The sequence below is a fragment of the Marinobacter maroccanus genome (genome assembly GCF_002933275.1).
GTDB classification, from domain to species: domain Bacteria; phylum Pseudomonadota; class Gammaproteobacteria; order Pseudomonadales; family Oleiphilaceae; genus Marinobacter; species Marinobacter maroccanus.
On sequence record NZ_PSSX01000012.1, the window covers coordinates 1 to 25058 of the forward strand.

Below are 25058 nucleotides of genomic sequence, written 5' to 3' on the forward strand. Positions count from 1 at the left end.
ACCACCTGATCCCATCCCGAACTCAGAAGTGAAACAGACCAGCGCCGATGGTAGTGTGGCGTTGCCCATGTGAGAGTAGGTCATCGTCAGGCTCTTAATACCGAAACCCCAGCATCCTCGATGCTGGGGTTTTTTATTGCCTGAAATTCGGCAAATCCCAAAACCATGACGCTGCGCACAGTGACAACATGTAACCAGGGTTACACTTCTGTAAAAGAACTGGCTAAAACAACATCAATAATCGAAGCCAGCCTCAGAGACGCTCATCAGTCATCTTTAAATCAGCCGCCAACAATAAAAAGCGGCAGCGGTGAGATGTGACTATGAGTAAAACAATTTCTTCGCTTCTCCTCCTGCCTTTACTGGCCTCGGGGGTCAGCGCCGAACTGCGCCCGATTTCAGATCAGCAGATGTCTGAAGTCACGGGCCAGGCCTTTGTCTCGGTTGACCGCCAGTACCATCCTGATGCCAACGACAATACTGCCTATACCCGGGTCACTCTTGGAATGGATATCGACATCCAGACCAATGTGGATGTCCTGGAGATGGGCCGTTACGAACGGGAGGGAGAAAAGCCGGGCACTTCGGATGTCTATATCGAGGATTTCGCCCTAGGCTACATCAACAATCAGGCCTACTTTGACGCCAACCCCAAAGCCCCGAGACAGCGCAAGCCAGATGGCAGCACCTATGCCGAGGGTGAGATAGTCCCTTTTACTATCCAGAATCCGTTTCTGGAATTTGCCTTCGACGAAGAGACCGAAGAAGTTGTCGGTTTCCGTCTGGGCTTCGGCGAATCCATGGGTGTCCTCTCTGGCAAGATTGAAACCCTGACCGGCAATGTAAACGTGGATATCATTGATCGTGGTGAGGGGCTCTCCCAGGCAAACTCCTCCGGTAACCTGTTTGATCAACTGATTGTTCTATTGACGCCTCTCCTTGAGGGTGGAAGTCCCTTATCTACCAAAGCTGAGTTGGTCTATGGCGCGGAGGGTGATCCAAACATTGGCGAGCTGGATCCCATAAGAGCCGAATACATTGGTATTCCAAATGGCGAGCGCTTCATTCTTGAGGGCGCTAGCGGTTTTACCCGATGGTCGGTAAAGAACCTGATCGGCTGGGGATCAAGTTCCCGCATTGAAGTTCCCGATTGTTCCTTTTTCAGCTGTTCCGGCGGTGACATATACGTCTATGCCCAGGACTGTCTTGTTCTGGGAATCGACTCCTGCTTCGACCTGGATATCTACAACAGCTTCCCGGTAGGCGAAGTCGGTGAGGTCAACGGCGAGCGACGAATCACGGGGCCGGCCGATGGTGCTTTTATTTCGTTCCAGACCAAGGATCTGGACTGGCTGAAAGATGTAAAGAAAACAGACTTCACGCCGGAGGATTTCATCAGGGCAACATCAGGTGCGTTCTTCAATATCCCGAACGGAGCGACTGAAGTGAATCTCAATGAAGCACTCTATGGTACCCAGCGTTACCGCACCGAATACATCGACCGTGGCAAGGGGCTGTTCTAAGGAGTTTCTTATGAAATGTTCCGCTTTCAGTCAGCTTCTCGTTTCTGCGCGAGTCCTTTTCATGATGGCGGCCGTTCTGACTGTGCCCGTGCATGTTGAGGCAGAGCTTCAGGGCCTTTCGGAAACTGAAATGTCCGCGATTGACGGAGCCGGCATCGGCCTGGTGTTGGAAAATTTCAAGTTCTCCCATGGAACGGATGAGCCGGATGCCTCCGGAGAGCAGGCACGGATTTTTCGAATCGGGGGAATCAAGAGTACAGATGGACGTGATGTCGACATTACGGTGAACCACCTTTACATCTCCGGGGCCAATAGCAACTACGGCGAGACCTTAGGTCCGGTCAATCTGGGGAGGCTTCTCAACCCCTGGCGAATTGATGTAGTGGATGGCAATGATATTGGAATCGCCAACAAGGCGGTTCTGGAGTTTGCTGCCAGTACGAAAGTTACTGCCGGACAGGGTTACGATTGCATGGATTCTGGCGCCGGTCCCGGAACTGGTGCCTGTTCGAGTCGCCCGGCGACGGCGGTTTATATGGGAGAACGTGCGGATGTTGGCATGCAGATGAACGTAGCGGTTGGTGACGACCGGTCTGCCAATATCAACATTCACGCAAAGAGTGCTGTCATCGACGGTAGCTATCTGCGTCTCTGGGGCGACAACGATCGGCGTCAGATGGTGGGACAGTTCAAACTCAATTTCTATTCTCCGGAGCTCTCGATAAACGCCTGCGCCCAGGACGGCTCCAGCTGTGGCTCACGAATCCGGATGAGCAATTTTGCGCTTGAGCTAGCGATTGGCAACCAGCTTCAGCCGGTATTCTTCGACGTTGATGGCAGTGGAAACTTTGTGGTGGAGGTGGCTGCGATCCGGCGTCCCCAACCGGGCGAAATTGGCGCCGACGGTCTCAGGGCCAGTAGCGATGCGGAAGCCTGGGATTTCTACGAGTCCTATTACACCAATCCGGAATTCCGCAGCAATCTGAAGATCGGGAATTTCAGTGTTGGCGACCGTGATTTTGGCTCTGCCCGTGTACAGGGAATGCTCATCCAGCATCTGAACATCAAAACGAGGGATCTGAGCCAATGATAGCCATGCTGCACAGAACGTCACTCGCTCTCATTGTTTTGCTGCTTCCACTGCCGACCCTTGCGGAACTCTCCCGTCTCGGTGATGAAGCGCTTTCAGGGATCTCGGGCCAGGGAGGGATCTACCTGTCAGGCGACATCAGCATCAATGAACTGGGTGGTCCGGTTGAGAACAGCTATTTCGGACGCTGTGACGATGCCGACAAAAAGTGTGGCGCCCGCTTTGCCTACCGGTTGAAAGAAAACGGGGGATGGATGGTTCTTGATGATATCCGCGGCAATTTCGCGTTTGAGGGGCTGACACTGAGGGTACGGAAAGTTGATTCGGGGTTTGGCGGCGATGGGGAGCTGTTCAATCGGGATGTCCTGGAGCTGGGGTTGCCCAATACCGTCCGGTTTAACGATGTTCAATTCAAGATATCCGCAAGCAGCACGGCTCGCCCCACCGATCCGGGTTTTCAGCAGACCGACATATTTTCTGTAGATATGCGGGGGGAGGTTGTGATGGAAGGCAACCTGCTCGTGTTTCCGGCAGGTAATCCGTAATCATGGAGGAGGTGAGGGCTGTGAGTGCTTCAAACAGAATCAAGCCAGTTGCCTTGATAGCCAGCGGGCTGGTCTGGGTGATCATCACCCCGTGGGTGGTCGCCGACATGAAAAGCCTCGACGATTCTGCGCTGGCAAACATCAGTGGCCAGAGTGGCTTGACCATGGAGCTGGAACTTGGTCTGACCGCAGATCGGTTATCGTACTTTGATGATGGCAAGGGCATTCATCTGGAAGGGTTCCGGGTCGGTTCAGCAATCGATTCTTCAGGGCAGGCATTTCATCTGGTTCGAGTCGATATTGAGGAAGATGCGTCCCTCAACCTCGACTACCTGGTTGAGGACCGGAGAATCGAGTTCGGCGATATCCGCCTCGCCGGTGCGCCGGGAGTCAGCATGGGAGGTGTCTTCTTCGACCATTCCCTGGCGGGTTATCTGAATATCAGCCAGGGTGGCTCCGTTGGAGGCGGGGGTTATACCTTTGATTCTGCCTACACCATGACCGGTGGTCGTCTGGGATACCGCACCAACGGCAATGAAGTTTTCCTGGACGATATCACCATGAACGTGGAGGCGCTGGGGATAACGCTGGATGTGGTTGGCGACACTCTGGCCTTGAATGCGCCCAGGATTACCGGAGACTGGGCTGTCGGTGCAATTCGTTACAGCAGCAACCCTTTGAACCATGGAGTATCCGTCGATTCCGGCACCGGTCAGCCGCTACCCAGTTATGGCAGTCTGAGTGGAAGCTATGACCTGTCATCCAACACGGGAATTACGGCCGGCGGGCGCTCCGGTGAGGGCCTTCGAATCGATAATGAGACCGTTATTCATTCGGCCTCCTTTCTCTATAAGGATGACGGGAAGGCCCTTGCCCTTCGAGACATCACCGGCGCCTATCGTATCAATGACCTCAGGCTTGATGTGGCGCCCGACTGGCAGAATCGGCCGGCTCTTGCCCTGACCCTTGGTTCCATGGATGGCCAGTTCAACATTGGCGCCATTGAGATGGGCGGCAATGGACAAAGTATCGGAGAGGTGAATGTCAGCTTTCTGCTTGAGGACCAGGTGTTCAACGGCCGCAATTACTCCAATGCGATCTATCTGCAGGGGGGTGGCCACCCTGATGCCGGCCCCCAGGGCTTGCGGCTTGCGACGAAATGGAGTCTGCGCCTGGCCGATTTCAGCTACACCGAAGACGGAAACAGGGTGATCTTCAGCGGCCTGCAGTCGTGGGGGCAGGGCGATGTAACGGTCAACGTGACTCGCGATGGCGTAATCAACGGCACCGAGTTCTTCGATGGTCTGCGCATCGGCTTTGAGAACATCCGTGCGGGTTACCGGATCAATGGCCTGCGGGTGGGCAGTGAAGATGCTCCCTTGCAGGGGGGCACGGAACTGCTGCTCGCGCTGGGCTTCTATCCCGCCTATGAGTTCGAGCTGGATGGCCATATGACGCTTGGGGCGGGTGGTGCATCGGGTGAGGGTATTACCATCAATTCCGACGTCCGGATTCGGGATGGCAAGGCCGCAATTATCGCAGTGCCCTATGATGAGGGTAACGGTGAGGTCCCCCAGAAGGGCCTCTGGATTACCGAGCTGGATTATGACTCTCACGTTCGGGACATGACGGTCGATGTCACTCAGGAGGGGCTTGCGATTATCAAAGGCGAAGCCTGGAGCACCATGGACATCGGCAACCTGAGGGTCGGCGACAAGGAATCAGGCCGGAGTTTCGGTCGTTTCGTGGTTCAGAAATACGAGACCGGCAGCAGTATGACGGTCGTTCCGGGAGGTGCCGGTGATGTCTGTGCCGGTGGCATGGGCGATAGCCCATCGGCCTGCGCCGACTCTGGAGGCGTGTGGGAAACCCGGGGTGAGGAAGGGCTGACTGTCCGCCTGAAGCAGGTATTTGCCAAGGCTGCCGGAGAGTCCCGAAAAAATGCGCTGACGTGGGAAACCAATCGGCAAACCAATGGCGTTGGCGAAGCCATGAACGGAACGGGCACGCATCTGGTTCTGAATGATATCCACACCAGCGACGGCGGCGACTTCGATGGTGACGGTGTCGACGACAACTCGTTTGGCGTGCGCACCGATCTTTCCGTGGATGTATACCAGACCCGGGTCGTGAAAAAGGCAGGCGGTCCGGACGCTATGGGCGTGGTTGGCAATCGGGGTGACGAGAAAATCATGGATGGCTCATCAGCGGCCGGTTACCGCTATGTCGCCAATCCGACCCTCCTGGAAACCGAAAATCGACCACTCGGTTTTGCGGTGAAAGCGAGGAGCCAGTTCAAGGAACTCTCCATCAATAATATCGATCTGGTCCATCCGGTTGGTGGTGCACAGACTGCCGTATATGGAGTGAAAATGCAGAACTTTGATATCAAGGCGAACCTCACCGCAACACCGATTCCCTGATTTGTCGGCAGCCATTTCGCAAAGGTCGGCTGCCGACTTTGTCTTTTTCCTTCCCCTGGTGTTTAATCCGGCCTTACTCACTCTCATGGCTGGATGCGTGTTATGAAATCCAAAGCACTTATAGAGTTGCTCAGTGACGGACAGGTCCACTCGGGGGCTGCGTTGGCCGAAAAACTCGGAGTCAGTCGCACGGCGATCTGGAAACAGATCCGTCGCGCAATGGACGAAGGTGCTGATATTGCCACGATCCGTGGGCGCGGGTATCAGCTGGTATCGCGGGTTGACCTGCTCGACCGTGGGGCGGTGCTTGATGGAATTGCTGCCGGCCGGGAAGAGGAACTGGCGCTGACCGTGCTCGATGAAGTGGATTCAACCAATGCTGAGGTGGTCCGGCAGATCACGGCCGGGACCAAAGGTATTCCGGTGGTTATGGCCGACTGCCAGACCTCGGGGCGCGGGCGACGAGGGCGGGTATGGCAAAGCCCTCGGGGCGAGAACCTGTACCTCAGTATGGGGCTGACTTTCCACGGTGGTTTCGGGGTACTGGATGGATTGAGCCTGGTGCTGGGTGTTGCAGTGGCCAATGCACTTGAGCGGCTCGGAGTACCAGAGGTTGGGCTCAAATGGCCGAATGATATTTTTCTGCCCGACGGAAAGCTTGGCGGCATTCTGGTGGAACTGCAGGGCGAGCTGGAGGAAGGGGTTGTGCAAGTGATTGCCGGCATTGGCCTGAATGTCCACATGTCCCGGGCCGACGGTGTCGATCAGCCCTGGAGCAGCCTTGCCAGGGTTTGCCCCGAAACGGACTGGACGCGGAACCAGGTCGCCAGCGCCATTATCGATGCCGTTCTGGATGCGGTACCCCTGTTTTCAGATGTCGGTTTCGCGGATTTCAGGGAGCCCTGGCAGCGCCGAGACATTTTTATGGGAAAACCACTCCAGGCTCGAGGCGGTGATGTGGAGGGTGTTGGCTGCGGCATTGATAATGCTGGGAACTATCAAATCCGGACCCAAACCGGGATTGTTCCGGTACGCGCAGGGGAAATCAGTCTGCGAGTGGTGCTATGAAGCTTTTTATTGATGCAGGCAATACCCGATTGAAATGGTGTCTCGATGACCAGGGCCGCACTCTGGCATCGGGCACAGGTTTACTTGAAGAAGAGAATCCTGTGAGCTCAGCGGGTGAGCTCATCAGCCAGGTCAGAAGTGTTGCCATATCCACCGTTGCTTCCGAAGAAAGACGCGCTCATTTGCTGGATTCGCTCGCAAAGCTCTGTCCAGTGCCGGTGCAGTTTTACTGGTCCGAGCAGACCCGTAACGGCCTGGTAAATGCCTACCAGGATGTCGCGAGAATGGGGGCAGATCGATGGCATGCCATGTACGGCGCCTGGCTCGATCACAAACAGGGCTTCGTGGTGGTGGATGCCGGCAGTGCCGTCACCGTCGATTATGTGGATTCCCGTGGCCAGCATCTGGGCGGTTATATCCTTCCGGGCCTGCAGATGATGTTGCGGAGTCTCAGGACCGACGCAGCACGAATCTGGTTCGACCCTGAGCAGGGGCTGGCAACAGACCCCGGCAGCAGTACCGGTGAATGCGTGAACCACGGTCTTGCCTGGCTTTCGGGGGCCATGGTCGAGCGCGTTATCGCTGACGCGCGTGAGCACAGCCTGGCTGATGTGTTGGTGACTGGCGGCGACGCGAATCGGCTGATCGGTCTTGGCCTGTCTGGTATACATCGACCTGACCTCGTGTTGTCTGGCTTGCGTGCGATTCATGCCGAGGAAACGTCCGAATGAGGTGGGTGGCGCTTGTGCTGGTCCTGGTGAGTGTTGGTATTTATTACCTGCCAGACTTTGTCGGGCCCCCGAGCGGAATGGCCAAAGTCGCCAGTGGCAGTTTGCCGAGGGTGGCCAGCCTGAAATCACCAGAGCCCATGAATGAAGAGGTTGGGGCGGCGACGGTGCAGTCTGGGCCCTCCTGTGCGCGCCTTGGCTGGATAGAAAGCGCGGAGCGCGCTCGCAGGCTCGTGGATAATCAGCCCCTTGCTGAAGAGGCAGGTTTTACGGTTGAGGAGGTCGAGAGAGAGTTGCCGCCCTTGCACTGGGTCCTTATCCCGCCCCAGCCTGAAGACGTGGCGTTGCGGCAGTTCCGCGACATTCAGCGTCAGGGCATCGATTCCTATCTGGTTACTGAGGGCGAGAATCGCAATGCCATTTCCCTGGGCCTGTTCGAGTCCCGGGAATCTGCAATTTCCGTGCTGGAAGAAAAAAAACGTCAGAATCTTAATGCAGTACTGGTCAACTTCCCCCGAAATCAGATAAGCTACGCGCTCTCTTTTGAGGCTGAACCGGAACTCGCTGAGGAACTGGTTCAGGCGGTGAAAGCGGATTACGGTAGCAATTTTGATTTCGTTGAAATCAGGCCTTGTGAAGGTGTTGCAACGCCAGAAAAAAATCCGTAGTATACCGCCCTCGCTGACGAGGCGAATGTGAGCTGGCGTAGCTCAGTTGGTAGAGCAGCTGACTTGTAATCAGCAGGTCGGGGGTTCGATTCCGTCCGCCAGCTCCACTTTAAGTTTTGACGGATTTGCGTAAGCGAATCCGACTCGGAGGGGTTCCCGAGTGGCCAAAGGGATCAGACTGTAAATCTGACGGCATCGCCTTCGCAGGTTCGAATCCTGCCCCCTCCACCACTAAATTGCTCGCGGGCATCGTATAGTGGCTATTACCTCAGCCTTCCAAGCTGATGACGCGGGTTCGATTCCCGCTGCCCGCTCCAATTTGTTTTGCAATGCTCATGTAGCTCAGTTGGTAGAGCACACCCTTGGTAAGGGTGAGGTCGGCGGTTCAAATCCGCCCATGAGCTCCATTATTTATCCGGTCAACGTTACGATCCTGGTTGATTAGGGAGATTGGTCGAATGTCTAAGTCAAAGTTTGAACGCAATAAGCCGCACTTGAACGTGGGCACCATTGGTCACGTAGACCATGGTAAGACCACTCTGACCGCAGCTCTGACTCGTGTATGCCACGAAGTTTGGGGTACAGGGTCGGCGAGCGCCTTCGATCAGATCGATAACGCTCCGGAAGAGCGTGCGCGTGGTATCACCATCGCCACCTCCCACGTTGAGTACGATTCTCCGACCCGTCACTACGCTCACGTAGACTGTCCGGGCCACGCTGACTATGTGAAGAACATGATCACTGGTGCGGCACAGATGGACGGCGCGATCCTGGTTTGTTCCGCAGCTGACGGCCCCATGCCGCAGACGCGTGAGCATATCCTGCTGTCCCGTCAGGTTGGTGTGCCTTTCATCGTTGTGTTCCTGAACAAGGCGGACATGGTTGACGATGAAGAGCTGCTCGAGCTGGTTGAGATGGAAATTCGTGAGCTGTTGGAGCAGTACGACTTCCCGGGTGACGACACTCCGATCATCACCGGTTCCGCGTTGATGGCGCTGGAAGGCAAAGACGACAACGAGATGGGCACTACCGCTGTCAAGAAGCTGGTGGAAGCTCTCGATGCTTACATCCCCGAGCCGGAGCGTGCGGTCGATCAGCCGTTCCTGATGCCGATCGAGGACGTCTTCTCTATCTCTGGCCGTGGTACCGTAGTAACCGGTCGTGTTGAGCGTGGCGTCATCAAAGTTGGTGAAGAAATCGAGATTGTCGGTATCAAAGATACCGTCAAGACCACCTGTACCGGCGTTGAGATGTTTCGCAAGCTGCTGGACGAAGGTCGTGCGGGTGAAAACGTTGGTGTTCTGCTGCGTGGTACCAAGCGTGACGACGTTGAGCGTGGTCAGGTGTTGTGTAAGCCGGGCACCATTACTCCGCACACCAAGTTCGAGTGCGAAGTGTACGTGCTGAGCAAGGAAGAAGGTGGTCGTCATACCCCGTTCTTTAAGGGTTACCGTCCGCAGTTTTACTTCCGTACCACCGACGTAACTGGTTCTTGCGAACTGCCGGAAGGTGTGGAAATGGTTATGCCGGGTGACAACGTCAAGATGAGTGTTACCCTGATTGCTCCGATCGCCATGGAAGATGGCCTGCGCTTCGCGATTCGTGAAGGCGGCCGTACCGTTGGTGCCGGCGTAGTCTCCAAGATCATCGAGTAATAGACTCGAGAGTAAGTGCGCTGAGTTGTTTCGGTGCAGGCCAGTAGCTCAATTGGCAGAGCAGCGGTCTCCAAAACCGCAGGTTGGGGGTTCGATTCCCTCCTGGCCTGCCATTTTTTAACATCCGGATACATAAGTTGATTCCTATGGAGTCAAAAGCCGTTCAGTCAGCCAGCCGTTTCGATTTCCTGAAGTGGCTGGTTGTTTTCGTTCTGATCGCCATCGGTGTGGTGGGGAATCAGTATTTTAGTGCCGAGTCTCTGCTGTATCGGGTTCTGGCTCTTGTAGGTCTCGCCATTGTGGCGGCGCTTGTTGCTCTCCAAACCGACCGCGGCCGTCGTTTCGCGACGCTGTTGAAGGAGGCGAGAGTAGAGATCCGGAAAGTGGTATGGCCCACCAGGCCCGAGCTCGTGCAGACGACAGCTATCGTTGTGGTGTTTGTGCTGGTTGTGGCTCTGTTGTTGTGGGGTATGGACTCGCTGATCAGTTGGCTGGTCGCCGGGTTTATCGGTTAACAGGAGTGGGCAATGGCTAAGCGCTGGTACGTCGTTCATGCGTATTCTGGCTTTGAAAAGCAGGTAATGCGCACTCTCAAGGAGCGCGTTGCGCTGCACGAGATGGAAGGCCGTTTCGGCGAAATCCTGGTTCCGACCGAGGAAGTCGTCGAGATGCGAGAAGGGAAGAAGCGCAAGAGTGAGCGCAAGTTCTATCCCGGGTACGTACTGGTCCAGATGGAAATGGACGATGCGACGTGGCACCTTGTGAAGAATACTCCGCGAGTCCTTGGCTTTATTGGTGGTACCAAGGATAAGCCGGCGCCGATCACCGAGAAGGAAGCGGAAGCGATCCTGCGTCGGGTGGAAAGCGGTGCAGATAAGCCCAAGCCGAAGACTCTGTTCGAGCCGGGTGAGGTTGTTCGCGTTGTTGAAGGTCCCTTTGCGGACTTCAATGGTGTGGTTGAAGAAGTCGACTACGACAAGAGTCGGGTCAAGGTTGCTGTTCTCATTTTCGGGCGTTCAACTCCGGTAGAGCTAGAGTTTGGGCAGGTCGAAAAAGACTGATCGGCAACGAGAAATCTGAAAGCTCGCGCGCTAAAGCGACGCGGGCTTTTTGTGTCTGCTGTTAGCAGTTGTAAAAACCGGGGAGCCGAAAGGCGTTTGAACCCATAGGAGAGCTATCATGGCAAAGAAAATCGAAGCGTACATCAAGCTTCAGGTTGCTGCCGGTAAGGCCAACCCGAGTCCCCCCGTCGGTCCTGCACTGGGTCAGCGTGGCGTGAACATCATGGAATTCTGTAAGGCGTTCAACGCCCAGACCCAGGACATGGAGCCTGGTCTGCCGATTCCTACAGTGATCACCGTTTACAGTGATCGCAGCTTTACCTTTATTACCAAGACTCCGCCTGCACCGGTTCTTCTGTTGAAGGCTGCTGGCATCAAGAGCGGCTCTGGTCGTCCGAATACCGATAAAGTCGGTACCGTGACCCGCGAGCAGCTCGAAGAAATTGCCAAGACCAAAGAGCCGGATCTGACTGCAGCCGATATGGACGCAGCGGTACGTACCATTGCAGGAACAGCCCGCAGTATGGGCCTGAACGTGGAGGGCCTGTAACATGGCAAAGCTGAGCAAGCGTCAGAAGCTTATTCGTGAAAAGGTAGACTCTACCCGTTCCTACTCTGTAGACGAGGCAGTTGCACTGCTGGTTGAGCTGGGCCAGAACGTGAAGTTCAAAGAGTCTGTCGACGTTGCCGTTAACCTTGGCGTTGACGCACGTAAATCCGACCAGGTTGTTCGTAGCAGCACTGTTCTGCCTCACGGCACCGGCAAAACCGTTCGCGTTGCTGTGTTTACCCAGGGTGCCAATGCTGAGAAAGCAACGGCCGCTGGTGCAGATATTGTAGGTATGGACGATCTGGCGGACGAAGTTAAGAAAGGCAACATGGATTTCGACGTAGTTATTGCTACTCCGGATGCCATGCGTGTTGTTGGCCAGTTGGGCCAGATTCTTGGTCCCCGTGGTCTGATGCCGAACCCGAAGGTGGGTACTGTGACTCCTGACGTTGAGACTGCGGTCAAAAACGCCAAGGCTGGTCAGGTTCGTTACCGCACCGACAAGAACGGCATTATCCACGCTCCGCTGGGTAACGTTGAATTCTCTGCCCAGAACATCAAGGAAAACCTTGAGGCTCTGGTAGCAGATCTGAAAAAGGCCAAGCCGTCGTCGGCGAAAGGTGTGTATCTCAAGAAGATCACCATTTCCTCGACTATGGGTCCTGGCCTGACTATCGATCAGAGCGGTCTCGCTATTTGATCCTTTGATTGGTGGTTACTTTGTAGTCTGGGCGGAAGCCAAGGCTGTCAAAGACCGCAGGCCCCCGAAGCACTTCCGGTCTGACCGGAAGTGCTGCAAGGGTTAAAGCAACGCCTGCGCAGACGGTGTGAAGACGTTCTCTCTGAACCCAAACACCGTTAGGAGCCCCGCGAGGGGTATATGTGGGTTTGCCGGGAAGACCCGGCGAAATCGAGGAGAAATCCAGTGGCAATTAGACTCGAAGACAAGAAAGCGATCGTCGCTGAAGTCAACGAGACTGCCGGTGGTGCTCTGTCTGTGGTTATGGCTGACTACCGTGGTGTTACCTCTGGTGACATGACGGCGCTTCGTGCCAAAGCTCGTGCCGAAAACGTGCGTCTGAAGGTTGTTCGTAACAACCTGGCGAAGATCGCGATTCGCGGTACCGAGTTTGAGTGTATTGACGAAGCTCTGGTTGGTCCTACCATTCTGGCATTCTCTATGGAAGATCCGGGCGCGGCAGCGCGTCTGCTGAAGGATTTTGCCAAAGAGAAAGAAGCGTTCGAGATTAAAGGCCTGGCCGTCGGCGGAGAGCTGATGGGTGCAGACCAGATCGACCGTCTTGCCAAGCTGCCAACACGTCATGAAGCACTGACGATGCTGGCCGCTGTAACACAGGCACCGATCACCAAGCTGGCACGGACACTGAACGAAGTTCCTTCGAAAGTGACTCGTGCTGTAGCGGCAGTTCGCGACCAGAAGCAAGAAGCTGCTTGATTCTGTTGAACACCATTTTTTATATTTTTGGGAGAAAGTCATGGCTCTGTCTAACGAAGACATTTTGAACGCAATTGCTGAAATGAGCGTAATGGACGTTGTTGCGCTGGTTGAAGCAATGGAAGAGAAATTCGGTGTTTCTGCCGCTGCAGCCGTTGCTGCTGCTCCGGCTGCTGCTGGTGGTGGCGAAGCCGCTGCTGAAGAGCAGACCGAGTTTGACGTTGTACTTACCGGTCCTGGTGAGAAGAAAGTAAACGTAATCAAGGCCGTTCGTGAACTGACCGGCCTGGGTCTGAAAGAAGCCAAGGAAATGGTCGACAGCGCTCCTTCCGTTATCAAGGAAGCAGCTAGCAAAGACGACGCTGAAGAAGCCAAGAAGAAGCTCGAGGAAGCAGGCGCTTCTGTTGAGCTCAAGTAAGAGTCGGCTGTTGATCGAAACCGTGCGATAAGCATGGACAGGCTGGTGGCTTTGGGCCACCGGCCTTTTTCTGTTGTATATGCTATAGAGTCTGGTGAGCAATTGCAGGTTGATGTCAGATCTATAACCTACAGCCAGAGTCTTGTTCAAGACGGCGCGATAAGCCGAGCAATTCGGCCCCGAAGCAGAACAATGGTTGCTTCTTGATACCAGGTATCAGGTCTAAAGCTGGGGAATGCAGATGACTTACTCCTACACTGAGAAAAAGCGGATTCGCAAAGATTTTAGTAAATTGCCTTCCGTGATGGACGTCCCCTATTTGCTGTCTATTCAGCTGGATTCGTTCCGGGACTTCCTCCAAATGGAAGCCGCTCCTGAAGACCGCCGGGAAACCGGTCTTCACGCAGCATTCAAATCCGTATTCCCGATTGTCAGTTACTCTGGCAATGCCGCGCTCGAATACGTTAGTTACCGTATTGGCGAGCCGGTTTTTGATGTCAAGGAATGCCAGCTTAGGGGCGTAACCTATGCAGCGCCGCTGCGGGTGAAGGTCCGCCTTATCATTTACGATAAGGAATCGTCCAACAAGGCGATCAAGGACATTAAAGAGCAGGAAGTCTACATGGGCGAAATGCCCCTGATGACCGAGAACGGTACCTTCGTTATCAACGGTACCGAGCGCGTTATTGTTTCCCAGCTCCACCGGTCTCCGGGTGTGTTCTTCGATCACGACAAGGGCAAGACCCACTCCTCAGGCAAGCTGCTTTATTCTGCCCGGGTGATTCCTTACCGTGGTTCATGGCTGGACTTCGAGTTTGATCCGAAGGACTCCGTGTTCGTTCGTATCGACCGTCGTCGGAAACTGCCGGCCTCGATTCTCCTGCGTTCTCTGGGCTACACCTCTGAGCAGATGCTCGAGATGTTCTTCGAAACCAGTAAGTTCAGCCTGGGCGCGGAAGTGTGCAAGCTGGAGCTGGTACCGAGCCGTCTGCGTGGCGACATCGCGACCTTCGATATCAAGGACAATGACGGTAACGTGATTGTCGAGGAAGGCCGCCGTATTACCGCCCGTCACATCAAGCAGCTTGAAAAAGCCGGTATCAACGAGCTTGAGGTGCCAACGGAGTACCTGTACGGCCGCGTTCTGGCCAAGGACATGATCGATCAGGCTTCCGGTGAGGTTCTGGTTGAGTGTAACTCCGAGCTGACGGAAGAGCTGGTTACCAAGATCCTGGACGCTGGCGTGAAGGAAATTGAGACCCTTTACACCAACGATCTGGACTGTGGTCCGTTCATGTCCGATACCCTGCGCATCGATCCGACCCGCACGCCGCTGGAAGCGCTGGTTGAGATCTACCGAATGATGCGCCCGGGTGAGCCGCCCACCAAGGAGTCGGCTGAGAATCTGTTCAATAATCTGTTCTTCTCCGAAGAGCGGTACGACCTGTCTGCGGTTGGCCGGATGAAACTGAACCGTCGCCTGCGCCGTGAAGAAAGCACCGGCGAAGGCACGCTGACCCACGAAGACATTATCGATGTCCTCAAGACCCTGATCGATATCCGTAACGGCCAGGGCAATGTCGATGACATTGATAACCTGGGTAACCGCCGTGTTCGCTGCGTTGGCGAAATGGCCGAAAACCAGTTCCGCGTTGGTCTGGTGCGGGTCGAGCGTGCGGTTCGTGAGCGTCTGAGTCTTGCTGAAAGCGAAGGCCTGATGCCACAGGATCTGATCAACGCCAAGCCGGTGGCTGCCGCGGTTAAAGAATTCTTTGGCTCCAGCCAGCTGTCCCAGTTCATGGACCAGAACAACCCGCTGTCCGAGGTCACGCACAAGCGTCGTATCTCTGCGTTGGGCCCAGGTGGTCTGACCCGCGAGCGCGCCGGCTTTGAGGTACGTGACGTACACCCGACCCATTACGGCCGTGTGTGCCCGATCGAGACGCCGGAAGGTCCGAACATCGGTCTGATCAACTCGCTGGCGACTTACGCCCGCTCCAACTCCTACGGCTTCCTTGAGAGCCCGTACCGGAAGGTTGAGAACGGCGTGGTAACCGATGAAGTGGTTTACCTGTCCGCTATCGAGGAGAGCAACTACGTCATCGCCCAGGCCAGCGCAGCCATGGACGAGAAGACCAAGCGTCTGACTGATGAACTGGTTACGGTTCGGCACCAGAACGAATTTACCGTTACCCCGCCGGAAAGCGTGAACTTCATGGACGTTTCTCCGCGCCAGGTGGTGTCGGTCGCTGCATCTCTGATTCCGTTCCTTGAGCACGACGACGCCAACCGGGCACTGATGGGCGCGAACATGCAGCGTCAGGCGGTTCCGACCCTGCGTTCCCAGGTGCCTCTGGTAGGTACCGGCGTTGAGCGCACGGTGGCACAGGACTCCGGTGTCTGTGTAACGGCCCGTCGTGGCGGTGTGATCGAGAGTGTCGACGCGGCCCGTATCGTGGTTCGTGTCAACAATGAGGAAACCGAAGCGGGTGATGCAGGTGTGGATATCTACAACCTGACCAAATACACCCGTTCGAACCAGAACACCTGTATCAACCAGCGCTCCATCGTGCGTCAGGGCGACGTCATTGCCCGTGGCGACGTGCTGGCCGACGGCCCGTCCGTGGATCTGGGTGAACTGGCCCTGGGGCAGAACATGCGCATCGCGTTCATGCCCTGGAACGGTTACAACTTTGAGGACTCCATCCTCATCTCCGAGAAAGTGGTTCAGGAAGACCGCCTGACCACGATCCACATTCAGGAACTGACCTGTGTGGCTCGGGATACCAAACTGGGTAGCGAAGAAATTACCGCGGATATTCCGAACGTTGGTGAAAGTGCGCTGTCCAAGCTGGATGAGTCCGGGATTGTTTACATCGGTGCGGAAGTGGGCCCCGGCGACATTCTGGTAGGCAAGGTAACACCGAAAGGTGAAACCCAGCTGACACCGGAAGAGAAACTGCTGCGTGCCATCTTTGGTGAGAAGGCGTCTGATGTGAAGGACACCTCCTCCCGTGTGCCGACTGGCACCCGCGGCACCGTTATCGACGTGCAGGTCTTTACCCGCGACGGTATCGAGAAGGATCAGCGTGCCCAGTCCATCGAGAAAGAGCAGCTGGACCAGTATCGCAAAGACCTGAAGGACGAGTACCGGATTGTTGAAGGTGCGACTTTCGAGCGTCTGAACAGTGCGTTGAAAGGGCAGGAAGTGATCAGTGGGCCGGGCCTGAAGAAAGGTGCCACCCTTGAAGAAAGCTACCTGGCCGAGCTGCCGCGTTCCGACTGGTTCAAGCTCCGGATGAAAGACGAGAGCCTGAACGAGCTGCTGGAGAAATCCGAGCAGGGCCTGGAAGACCGCAAGAAGGAACACGAAGCACGCTTTGACGACAAGAAAGGCAAGCTTCAGCAGGGCGACGACCTTGCACCGGGCGTGCTGAAGATCGTCAAGGTATACCTGGCTATCAAGCGTCGTATCCAGCCGGGTGACAAGATGGCCGGTCGTCACGGTAACAAGGGTGTTATTTCCTCGGTTATGCCGATCGAAGACATGCCTTACGACGAGCACGGCAACACGGTTGACGTGGTTCTGAACCCGCTGGGTGTTCCCTCGCGGATGAACGTAGGTCAGGTGCTTGAGACTCACCTGGGTGCTGCGGCCAAGGGTCTGGGTGAGCGTATCAGCCAGATGCTGGACGAACAGCGGAAGGTGGTTGAATTACGCAAGCTGCTGGATGAGATCTACAATCACTCAGACGAAGTGTTCAAGGTGGACCTGGATTCCCTGTCCGACAAGGAAATCCTGGAGATGTGCCACAACCTTCGTGGCGGTGTGCCCATGGCAACGCCGGTATTCGACGGTGCCAAGGAAGCCGAGGTCAAGCGTATGCTTGAGCTGGCGGGGCTGAGCACCACGGGTCAGACCATGCTGTACGACGGTCGTACCGGTGACATGTTCGACCGCCCGGTGACGGTTGGCTACATGTACATCCTGAAGCTGAACCACCTGATCGACGACAAGATGCACGCTCGTTCCACCGGCTCCTACAGCCTGGTTACCCAGCAGCCGCTGGGTGGTAAGGCGCAGTTCGGTGGCCAGCGCTTCGGTGAGATGGAAGTGTGGGCCCTTGAGGCCTACGGTGCAGCTTACACGCTGCAGGAGATGCTCACCGTCAAGTCTGATGATGTGAACGGTCGGACCAAGATGTACAAGAACATTGTCGATGGCGATCATCGGATGGAGCCGGGCATGCCCGAATCCTTCAACGTTCTTGTCAAGGAAATCCGCTCGCTGGGTATCGACATCGAGCTGGAATCCGAGTGAGCCGAATTGTTTTTGGCAGCGTGAGCGGGCACGACCAGTGCCCGCCCGAGATTAACGCCATCCGGAGCTTTTACTGATGAAAGATTTGCTGAATCTTCTCAAGAGCCAGAACCAAAGCAAGGAATTCGACGCCATCCGCATTGGCCTGGCGTCGCCTGACATGATCCGTTCCTGGTCCTTTGGCGAAGTGAAGAAGCCTGAGACCATTAACTACCGTACCTTCAAGCCGGAGCGCGATGGTCTTTTCTGTGCCAAGATCTTCGGCCCGATCAAGGACTACGAGTGTCTGTGCGGTAAATACAAGCGCCTCAAGCACCGCGGTGTCATCTGCGAGAAGTGTGGCGTTGAGGTTGCACTGGCCAGCGTGCGTCGTGAGCGCATGGGTCACATCGAGCTGGCCAGCCCGGTCGCGCACATCTGGTTCCTGAAGTCACTGCCGTCCCGTATCGGCCTGATGCTGGACATGACCCTGCGTGATATCGAGCGGGTCCTGTACTTCGAATCCTTTATCGTGATCGATCCAGGGATGACTACCCTGGAGAAGGGCCAGCTGCTGAATGACGAGCAGTATTACGAAGCCCTGGAAGAATTCGGTGACGAGTTTGACGCCCGTATGGGTGCTGAAGCGGTCAAGGAACTTCTTGAAGCTATCGACCTGCAGGAAGAGGTTGATGCCCTTCGCGAAGAGATCCCGCAGACCAACTCCGAAACCAAGATCAAGAAGTTCAGCAAGCGCCTGAAGATTCTTGAGGCATTCCTGTATTCCGGCAACAAGCCTGGTGACATGGTTATGACCGTGCTGCCGGTTCTGCCGCCGGATCTGCGCCCGCTGGTGCCGCTGGACGGTGGTCGGTTTGCCACCTCCGACCTGAACGACCTGTACCGCCGGGTAATCAACCGGAACAACCGCCTCAAGCGCCTGCTCGAGCTCAACGCGCCGGACATCATCGTGCGCAACGAGAAACGGATGCTGCAGGAAGCGGTTGATGCGCTGCTGGACAACGGCCGTCGTGGCCGTGCCATCACCGGCACCAACAAGCGCCCGCTGAAGTCTCTGGCAGACATGATCAAGGGTAAGCAGGGTCGCTTCCGTCAGAACCTGCTGGGTAAGCGGGTGGACTACTCAGGTCGTTCGGTGATCGTGGTTGGTCCGTACCTGCGCCTGCACCAGTGTGGTCTGCCCAAGAAGATGGCACTGGAGCTGTTCAAGCCGTTTATTTTCTCCAAGCTGGAGCACCGCGGCCTGGCGACCACCATCAAGGCCGCCAAGAAGATGGTCGAGCGCGAGGAAGGCGTGGTCTGGGATATCCTGGACGAAGTCATCCGTGAGCATCCAATCATGCTGAACCGTGCGCCGACTCTGCACCGTCTGGGTATCCAGGCGTTTGAGCCGGTCCTGATCGAAGGCAAGGCGATCCAGCTGCACCCGCTGGTGTGTGCGGCCTACAACGCCGACTTTGACGGTGACCAGATGGCGGTACACGTACCGCTGACCCTGGAAGCCCAGCTTGAAGCCCGTGCGTTGATGATGTCCACTAACAACGTACTGTCGCCGGCCAACGGCGAGCCGATTATCGTACCGTCCCAGGACGTGGTACTCGGTCTGTACTACATGACCCGTGAGCGCAAGAGCGCCCTTGGTGAAGGTATGGTGTTTGCCGACGTTAAAGAGGCACACCGTGCCTACGGCGCAGGCAAGGTTGATCTCCAGGCCATCGTCAAGGTTCGCGTCAAGGAAGTTGCGATTGCCGAAGACGGGTCGCGCACCGAAGAATACAAGATTGTTGATACCACGGTTGGTCGGGCGCTGTTGTTCGACATCGTGCCGGATGGCCTGTCCTACGAGCTGGTCAACAAGCCGATGGTCAAGAAGGCGATCTCCAACCTGATCAACACCTGCTACCGTGATGCCGGTCTGAAAGACACCGTTATCTTTGCGGACCAGCTGATGTACATGGGCTATCACTATGCGACCGTGTCCGGCATCTCGATCGGTTTCAACGATTTCGAGATTCCGCCGGAGAAGTACGAGCTGGTTGATGCCGCCTCTGCTGAGGTGAAGGATATCGAGACCCAGTACGCGTCCGGTCTGCTGACCCAGGGCGAGAAGTACAACAAGGTTATCGATATCTGGTCCCGTGCCAACGACAAGGTTTCCAAAGCCATGATGGAGCGTCTGGCCAAGGAGCAGGTTATCGGGCCGGACGGACAGCCGGTGAAGGGTGAGGACGGCGAATATCTGATGCAGGAGTCGTTCAACTCGGTTTACATGATGGCCGATTCCGGCGCCCGGGGTTCCGCGGCCCAGATCCGTCAGCTTGCCGGTATGCGTGGCCTGATGGCCAAGCCGGATGGCTCTATCATCGAAACGCCGATCACCGCGAACTTCCGTGAAGGTCTGAACGTACTCCAGTACTTCATCTCGACCCACGGAGCCCGTAAGGGTCTGGCGGATACCGCGCTGAAGACCGCGAACTCCGGTTATCTGACCCGTCGTCTGGTGGACGTGTCCCAGGATCTGGTCGTTACCGAGCCTGACTGTGGTACCGATGAAGGTCTGCTGATGACGCCGCACATTGAAGGTGGCGACGTTGTGGTACCGCTGGGTGATCGGGTTCTGGGTCGTGTGACCGCCCGTGATGCGTTTACTCCGACCGACAAGGACAACGCCGTTATCGAAGCCGGCACGCTGCTGGACGAGAAGGCCGTTGAGACCCTCGAGCGGGCCGGCGTGGATGAAGTCTGGGTTCGCTCTGCGATCACCTGTGAAACTCGCCACGGTATCTGTTCCAAGTGCTACGGCCGTGATCTGGCCCGTGGCCATCAGGTCAACGTGGGTGAGGCTGTGGGCGTTATCGCTGCCCAGTCCATCGGTGAGCCGGGTACCCAGCTGACCATGCGTACCTTCCACATTGGTGGTGCGGCCAGCCGGGCGTCCGCGGTCGACAATATCCAGGTCAAGCATGGCGGGACCGTCCGTCTGCACAACATGAAGTCGATCGAGAAGGCCGACGGTACTCTGGTAGTGATCTCCCGTTCCTCCGCGCTGGCCATCGCCGATGATCAAGGTCGTGAGCGTGAGTGGTACAAGTTGCCGTACGGCGCCGTTCTCTCCGTCAAACACGGTGATGCGGTTGAAGCGGGCGTTGTGGTCGCCAAGTGGGATCCGCACACCCACCCGATCATCGCCGAAGCCGGTGGTACCGCGAAATTTGTCAACATGGACCAGGGCATCACGGTCCGCACCCAGACCGACGAACTGACCGGCCTGTCCACCATGGAGGTCATCGATTCCAAGGAGCGGCCTGCTGCAGGCAAGGATATTCGTCCGGCCATTCAGCTGATTGACGAAAAGGGTGAAGAAGTGGAGCTGCCAGGTGGCGGTACCGCTATCTTCTTCCTGCCGGCGAACGCGCTGGTGACCATGGCCAACGGTGCGCGGATCGAGCTGGGTGACGTGGTAGCACGTATCCCGCAGGAAAGCTCCAAGACCCGGGATATCACAGGTGGTCTGCCGCGGGTTGCCGACCTGTTCGAAGCCCGTCGTCCGAAGGAATCTTCCATCCTGGCTGAAATCAGCGGTATGGTTTCGTTCGGCAAGGAAACCAAGGGCAAGAAGCGCCTCGTGATCACGCCGAAAGATGGCGATGCTTACGAAGTGCTGATTCCGAAGCACCGTCAGCTGAACGTCTTCGAAGGCGAGACGGTTGAGAAGGGTGAGGTGATTTCTGACGGTCCGTCCAACCCGCACGACATTCTGCGTCTGCTGGGTGTGGTCGAGCTGGCCAAGTACATCACCAACGAAATCCAGGATGTTTACCGTCTGCAGGGCGTTGTCATCAACGATAAACACATCGAGGTTATCGTTCGTCAGATGCTGCGCAAAGTTGAAATCACCGATCCGGGTGATACGACTCTGCTGTCCGGTGACCAGGTGGAAATCACCCAGGTGCTGGAAGAGAACGAGAAGGCCGACGCCGCCGACAAAGAGCCTGCACGGTTCGAACGTCTGCTGCTGGGTATCACCAAGGCTTCCCTGGCCACCGAGTCGTTCATTTCTGCGGCTTCGTTCCAGGAAACCACCCGGGTACTCACCGAAGGTGCGGTTACCGGTAAGCGTGATTACCTGCGCGGTCTGAAAGAAAACGTTGTGGTTGGTCGACTGATTCCGGCTGGTACCGGTCTGGCGTATCACAATGAGCGTCGTCGCAAGCGCGATCTGGAAGAGCAGGGCGTAACAGCAGCCGACGTGGAAGAAGCTCTGAGTGCTGAGCTTAACCGCGAAAGCTGAGTTGCATCGGCGCGCTGCCTCCGGGTAGTTACCTACCCGCGAGGTGGTCAAAAAGAGACCAGTCATCTTGACTGTCCGGGGGCGCAGGCTTACACTTGCGTCCCTTAAATTTTACCCCCTGCACAGGGGGTAAGTTTCATTGATATGGTTTTTTGGAGTTTGCTTACATGGCAACGATTAATCAGTTGGTGCGTAAGCCTCGTAAGCGCAAGGTAGCCAAGAGCGATGTTCCTGCTCTCCAGGCCTGCCCTCAGCGCCGTGGTGTGTGCACTCGTGTATACACTACAACGCCGAAGAAGCCGAACTCAGCACTGCGTAAAGTGTGCCGTGTTCGTCTGACCAACGGCTACGAGGTTTCCTCATACATTGGTGGTGAAGGTCACAACCTTCAGGAGCACAGTGTTGTGCTGATCCGTGGCGGTCGAGTAAAAGACCTTCCGGGTGTGCGCTATCACACTGTTCGCGGAACGCTGGACACCCAGGGTGTACAGAACCGTAAGCAGGGTCGCTCCAAGTACGGTACAAAACGACCCAAGTCCTGATGTCCCGAGCGGGTGTCTTTTATCGTTGCTTGTCAGAACGGTAAGAGTAAGGCTGAGTAGCATATGCTATCTCAGGGGTTCCTGAAGACCTTTTAGATATATAAGGGCTTATCGATGCCTAGAAGAAGAGTTGCAGCTAAACGGGAAATTATCCCGGATCCGAAATTCGGCAGTGCACGTCTTGCCAAGTTCATCAACCACGTGATGGAAAGTGGCAAGAAGTCTACCGCAGAGCGCATTGTTTACGGCGCTCTGGACATTGTTGCCGAGAAATCCAAGGAAGAGCCGATCGACATGTTCGAGAAGGCCCTGGAGAACATCCAGCCGATGGTTGAGGTCAAGTCCCGTCGTGTGGGTGGCGCTACGTACCAGGTGCCTGTCGAAGTACGGCCTTCCCGTCAGAACGCGCTGGCTATGCGCTGGCTCGTTGAATATTCACGGAAGCGCGGTGAGAAGTCCATGGCTCAGCGTCTGGCTGGTGAAATCCTGGACGCCGCTGACAGCAAAGGCTCCGCTGTTAAGAAGCGTGAAGACGTTCACCGCATGGCAGAAGCCAACAAGGCGTTCTCTCACTTCCGTTTCTAATCAGCCGAGGTTTATACAGTGGCACGCAAGACTCCTATCAAGCGTTACAGAAACATTGGTATTTGTGCGCACGTTGATGCGGGCAAAACCACAACCACCGAGCGGGTCCTGTTCTACACAGGTATCTCCCACAAGATCGGTGAGGTTCATGATGGTGCAGCTACCATGGACTGGATGGAGCAGGAGCAGGAGCGTGGTATTACCATCACCTCTGCTGCGACTACTACATTCTGGCAGGGTATGGACAAGCAGTACCCGGAGCACCGGATCAACATCATCGACACCCCGGGTCACGTTGACTTCACCATCGAAGTAGAGCGCTCCTTGCGCGTACTCGACGGTGCGGTTGTAGTGTTCTGTGGCTCCTCCGGTGTTGAGCCCCAGTCCGAAACCGTATGGCGTCAGGCCAATAAGTACGAAGTTCCCCGCATGGTGTTCGTCAACAAGATGGACCGTGCCGGTGCCAACTTCCTGCGCGTAGTAGAGCAGATCAAGAAGCGCCTGGGCGCGAACTGCGTTCCGATTCAGCTGCCGATCGGTGCCGAAGACAACTTCGCCGGTATTGTGGACCTGATTCGTAACAAGGCCATCTACTGGAACGAAGCTGACGCTGGCGCCAGCTACGAGCAGAAAGAAGTGCCTGCGGAAATGGAAGAAGAAGTCGCCATGTACCGCGAGCAGATGGTTGAAGCTGCTGCAGAAGCCAATGAAGAGTTGATGGAGCGATACCTCGAAGAGGGTGAGCTCTCCATCGAGGATATCAAGAAAGGTCTGCGCATGCGCACCCTGGCCAACGAAATCGTTGTTGCCACCTGTGGTTCGGCGTTCAAGAACAAGGGTGTTCAGGCCGTTCTGGACTCTGTTATCGAGTTCCTGCCGGCACCGGACGAAGTCAAGGCGATCCGTGGTGAGGTCGACGAAGACGGTACTGAAGAGACCCGTCAGGCTGATGACGATGCTCCGTTTGCGGCGCTGGCGTTCAAAATCGCCACCGACCCGTTCGTGGGCACGCTGACCTTTTTCCGGGTTTACTCGGGCAAGCTTGAGTCCGGTAATGCCGTTTACAACTCGGTAAAGGGCAAGAAGGAGCGCGTCGGCCGTATGGTTCAGATGCACTCCAAGGATCGTCAGGAGATCAAAGAAGTTCTGGCGGGCGATATTGCTGCGGCAATCGGTCTCAAGAGCGTGACCACCGGTGACACCCTGTGTGACGAGAACCACAAGATCATTCTCGAGCGCATGGAGTTCCCGGAGCCGGTAATTTCCGTTGCTGTTGAGCCGAAGTCCAAGGCCGACCAGGAAAAGATGGGCGTTGCTCTGGGCAAGCTGGCTCAGGAAGACCCGTCGTTCCGCGTTCGTACCGACGAGGAATCTGGCCAGACCATCATCTCCGGTATGGGTGAGCTTCATCTGGATATCATCGTTGACCGTATGCGTCGCGAGTTCAAGGTGGAAGCCAACATCGGCAAGCCGCAGGTTGCCTATCGTGAGTGCATCCGCAAGCCGGTAGACGTCGAAGGCAAGTTTGTTCGTCAGTCTGGTGGTCGCGGTCAGTACGGTCACGTCAAGATCAAGCTTGAGCCGCTGCCGCTGGATGATGAAGATGGCGAAAACTTTATCTTCGTGAATGAGATTGTTGGTGGTGTTGTTCCCAAGGAATACATCCCGGCAGTTCAACAGGGTATTGAAGAGCAGATGCAGAACGGCTGTCTGGCCGGTTATCCGCTGCTGCGTATCAAGGCAACCCTGTATGACGGTTCCTATCACGACGTCGACTCCAACGAAATGGCCTTCAAGGTCGCCGGTTCCATGGCAATGAAGAAGGGTGCCCTCGAGGCGAACCCGGCACTGCTCGAGCCGATCATGCGTGTTGAAGTTGTGACGCCGGAAGACTACATGGGTGATGTTGTTGGCGATCTTAACCGTCGTCGTGGTGTCATCCAGGGTATGGACGAAGGTCCTGCCGGTAAGGTCATTCGTGCAGAGGTTCCGTTGTCGGAAATGTTCGGTTACGCCACCGACCTGCGTTCTGCAACGCAAGGCCGGGCGTCCTACGCGATGGAGTTCTCTGGTTATTCAGAGGCGCCTTCGAACATTGCCGAAGCGATCATTAAAAAGGGTTGATCCCCAGGAC

19 protein-coding genes, 5 tRNA genes and 1 rRNA gene are annotated in these 25058 nt (G+C 56.1%); all 25 read left to right on the plus strand.

Going from position 1 to position 25058, the window contains the following annotated elements; all coding sequences use genetic code 11:
- Positions 1–92, plus strand: a 5S ribosomal RNA gene (gene rrf, locus KEHDKFFH_RS13250); the annotation flags it as partial.
- Positions 93–323: 231 nt separating this feature from the next.
- Positions 324–1523, plus strand: coding sequence for a hypothetical protein (locus KEHDKFFH_RS13255; protein ID WP_104322370.1), 1200 nt, complete (start codon positions 324–326; stop codon positions 1521–1523).
- A gap of 10 nt (positions 1524–1533) precedes the next feature.
- A complete protein-coding gene (locus KEHDKFFH_RS13260) occupies positions 1534–2613 on the plus strand; it encodes a hypothetical protein (protein WP_104322371.1) in 1080 nt (359 codons plus the stop codon).
- Positions 2610–3158 (plus strand): hypothetical protein, encoded by a 549-nt coding sequence (locus KEHDKFFH_RS13265; protein WP_104322372.1) that lies wholly within the window; start codon positions 2610–2612, stop codon positions 3156–3158. Before KEHDKFFH_RS13260 ends, KEHDKFFH_RS13265 begins: the two co-directional genes overlap by 4 nt.
- 20 nt (positions 3159–3178) lie before the next feature.
- Positions 3179–5581, plus strand: coding sequence for a DUF6160 family protein (locus KEHDKFFH_RS13270; protein WP_104322441.1), 2403 nt, complete (start codon positions 3179–3181; stop codon positions 5579–5581).
- Positions 5582–5683: 102 nt separating this feature from the next.
- Complete coding sequence (locus KEHDKFFH_RS13275) at positions 5684–6649, plus strand: biotin--[acetyl-CoA-carboxylase] ligase (protein ID WP_104322373.1); 966 nt, start codon at positions 5684–5686, stop codon at positions 6647–6649.
- Positions 6646–7380 (plus strand): type III pantothenate kinase, encoded by a 735-nt coding sequence (locus KEHDKFFH_RS13280; RefSeq protein WP_104322374.1) that lies wholly within the window; start codon positions 6646–6648, stop codon positions 7378–7380. The genes KEHDKFFH_RS13275 and KEHDKFFH_RS13280 overlap by 4 nt, the downstream gene beginning before the upstream one ends.
- Positions 7377–8045 carry a hypothetical protein gene (locus KEHDKFFH_RS13285; RefSeq protein WP_241956504.1) on the plus strand — a complete coding sequence of 223 codons (669 nt, stop codon included), beginning with the start codon at positions 7377–7379 and terminating at the stop codon, positions 8043–8045. The genes KEHDKFFH_RS13280 and KEHDKFFH_RS13285 overlap by 4 nt, the downstream gene beginning before the upstream one ends.
- 31 nt (positions 8046–8076) lie before the next feature.
- Positions 8077–8152 (plus strand) — tRNA-Thr (locus KEHDKFFH_RS13290).
- A 39-nt stretch (positions 8153–8191) separates the two neighbouring features.
- Positions 8192–8276: transfer RNA gene (locus KEHDKFFH_RS13295), tRNA-Tyr, on the plus strand.
- Between the two features lie 11 nt (positions 8277–8287).
- Positions 8288–8362 (plus strand) — tRNA-Gly (locus tag KEHDKFFH_RS13300).
- 14 nt (positions 8363–8376) lie between these two features.
- A tRNA-Thr gene (locus tag KEHDKFFH_RS13305) sits at positions 8377–8452 on the plus strand.
- 51 nt (positions 8453–8503) lie between these two features.
- Positions 8504–9700, plus strand: a complete 1197-nt coding sequence (gene tuf, locus KEHDKFFH_RS13310) for an elongation factor Tu (protein WP_104322375.1) — start codon at positions 8504–8506, stop codon at positions 9698–9700.
- A 37-nt stretch (positions 9701–9737) separates the two neighbouring features.
- Positions 9738–9813 (plus strand) — tRNA-Trp (locus KEHDKFFH_RS13315).
- 33 nt (positions 9814–9846) lie between these two features.
- Positions 9847–10215, plus strand: a complete 369-nt coding sequence (secE, locus tag KEHDKFFH_RS13320; protein WP_064228582.1) for a preprotein translocase subunit SecE — start codon at positions 9847–9849, stop codon at positions 10213–10215.
- Positions 10216–10227: 12 nt separating this feature from the next.
- On the plus strand, positions 10228–10761 hold the full coding sequence (gene nusG / locus KEHDKFFH_RS13325) for a transcription termination/antitermination protein NusG (RefSeq protein ID WP_104322376.1): 534 nt from the start codon (positions 10228–10230) through the stop codon (positions 10759–10761).
- 118 nt (positions 10762–10879) lie between these two features.
- Positions 10880–11311, plus strand: a complete 432-nt coding sequence (gene rplK / locus KEHDKFFH_RS13330; protein ID WP_064228580.1) for a 50S ribosomal protein L11 — start codon at positions 10880–10882, stop codon at positions 11309–11311.
- A gap of 1 nt (position 11312) precedes the next feature.
- On the plus strand, positions 11313–12011 hold the full coding sequence (gene rplA, locus KEHDKFFH_RS13335) for a 50S ribosomal protein L1 (RefSeq protein WP_064228579.1): 699 nt from the start codon (positions 11313–11315) through the stop codon (positions 12009–12011).
- 225 nt (positions 12012–12236) lie between these two features.
- Positions 12237–12767, plus strand: coding sequence for a 50S ribosomal protein L10 (gene rplJ / locus KEHDKFFH_RS13340; RefSeq protein ID WP_064228578.1), 531 nt, complete (start codon positions 12237–12239; stop codon positions 12765–12767).
- Between the two features lie 40 nt (positions 12768–12807).
- On the plus strand, positions 12808–13185 hold the full coding sequence (rplL, locus tag KEHDKFFH_RS13345; protein ID WP_008174836.1) for a 50S ribosomal protein L7/L12: 378 nt from the start codon (positions 12808–12810) through the stop codon (positions 13183–13185).
- A 241-nt stretch (positions 13186–13426) separates the two neighbouring features.
- Positions 13427–17506 (plus strand): DNA-directed RNA polymerase subunit beta, encoded by a 4080-nt coding sequence (rpoB, locus tag KEHDKFFH_RS13350; protein WP_104322442.1) that lies wholly within the window; start codon positions 13427–13429, stop codon positions 17504–17506.
- Positions 17507–17582: 76 nt separating this feature from the next.
- Positions 17583–21797, plus strand: coding sequence for a DNA-directed RNA polymerase subunit beta' (gene rpoC, locus KEHDKFFH_RS13355; RefSeq protein WP_104322377.1), 4215 nt, complete (start codon positions 17583–17585; stop codon positions 21795–21797).
- Between the two features lie 167 nt (positions 21798–21964).
- Positions 21965–22339, plus strand: coding sequence for a 30S ribosomal protein S12 (gene rpsL, locus KEHDKFFH_RS13360; RefSeq protein WP_091855124.1), 375 nt, complete (start codon positions 21965–21967; stop codon positions 22337–22339).
- Between the two features lie 114 nt (positions 22340–22453).
- Entirely contained in the window at positions 22454–22924 is a 471-nt protein-coding gene (gene rpsG, locus KEHDKFFH_RS13365; RefSeq protein ID WP_008174847.1) for a 30S ribosomal protein S7, read from the plus strand.
- An 18-nt stretch (positions 22925–22942) separates the two neighbouring features.
- On the plus strand, positions 22943–25048 hold the full coding sequence (gene fusA, locus KEHDKFFH_RS13370; RefSeq protein WP_104322378.1) for an elongation factor G: 2106 nt from the start codon (positions 22943–22945) through the stop codon (positions 25046–25048).
- Positions 25049–25058: the final 10 nt, after the last annotated feature.

What these genes read in the sequence shown, in the direction of transcription:
- KEHDKFFH_RS13255 (WP_104322370.1), top strand. Translation starts at nt 324, where the DNA reads ATGAGTAAAACAATTTCTTCGCTTCTCCTCCTGCCTTTACTGGCCTCG.
- tuf (WP_104322375.1), top strand. Translation starts at nt 8,504, where the DNA reads ATGTCTAAGTCAAAGTTTGAACGCAATAAGCCGCACTTGAACGTGGGC.
- rpoB (WP_104322442.1), top strand. Translation starts at nt 13,427, where the DNA reads ATGACTTACTCCTACACTGAGAAAAAGCGGATTCGCAAAGATTTTAGT.
- KEHDKFFH_RS13285 (WP_241956504.1), top strand. Translation starts at nt 7,377, where the DNA reads ATGAGGTGGGTGGCGCTTGTGCTGGTCCTGGTGAGTGTTGGTATTTAT.
- rplL (WP_008174836.1), top strand. Translation starts at nt 12,808, where the DNA reads ATGGCTCTGTCTAACGAAGACATTTTGAACGCAATTGCTGAAATGAGC.
- KEHDKFFH_RS13260 (WP_104322371.1), top strand. Translation starts at nt 1,534, where the DNA reads ATGAAATGTTCCGCTTTCAGTCAGCTTCTCGTTTCTGCGCGAGTCCTT.
- rpsG (WP_008174847.1), top strand. Translation starts at nt 22,454, where the DNA reads ATGCCTAGAAGAAGAGTTGCAGCTAAACGGGAAATTATCCCGGATCCG.
- rpoC (WP_104322377.1), top strand. Translation starts at nt 17,583, where the DNA reads ATGAAAGATTTGCTGAATCTTCTCAAGAGCCAGAACCAAAGCAAGGAA.
- nusG (WP_104322376.1), top strand. Translation starts at nt 10,228, where the DNA reads ATGGCTAAGCGCTGGTACGTCGTTCATGCGTATTCTGGCTTTGAAAAG.
- KEHDKFFH_RS13265 (WP_104322372.1), top strand. Translation starts at nt 2,610, where the DNA reads ATGATAGCCATGCTGCACAGAACGTCACTCGCTCTCATTGTTTTGCTG.
- KEHDKFFH_RS13280 (WP_104322374.1), top strand. Translation starts at nt 6,646, where the DNA reads ATGAAGCTTTTTATTGATGCAGGCAATACCCGATTGAAATGGTGTCTC.
- rpsL (WP_091855124.1), top strand. Translation starts at nt 21,965, where the DNA reads ATGGCAACGATTAATCAGTTGGTGCGTAAGCCTCGTAAGCGCAAGGTA.
- secE (WP_064228582.1), top strand. Translation starts at nt 9,847, where the DNA reads ATGGAGTCAAAAGCCGTTCAGTCAGCCAGCCGTTTCGATTTCCTGAAG.
- rplA (WP_064228579.1), top strand. Translation starts at nt 11,313, where the DNA reads ATGGCAAAGCTGAGCAAGCGTCAGAAGCTTATTCGTGAAAAGGTAGAC.
- KEHDKFFH_RS13275 (WP_104322373.1), top strand. Translation starts at nt 5,684, where the DNA reads ATGAAATCCAAAGCACTTATAGAGTTGCTCAGTGACGGACAGGTCCAC.
- rplK (WP_064228580.1), top strand. Translation starts at nt 10,880, where the DNA reads ATGGCAAAGAAAATCGAAGCGTACATCAAGCTTCAGGTTGCTGCCGGT.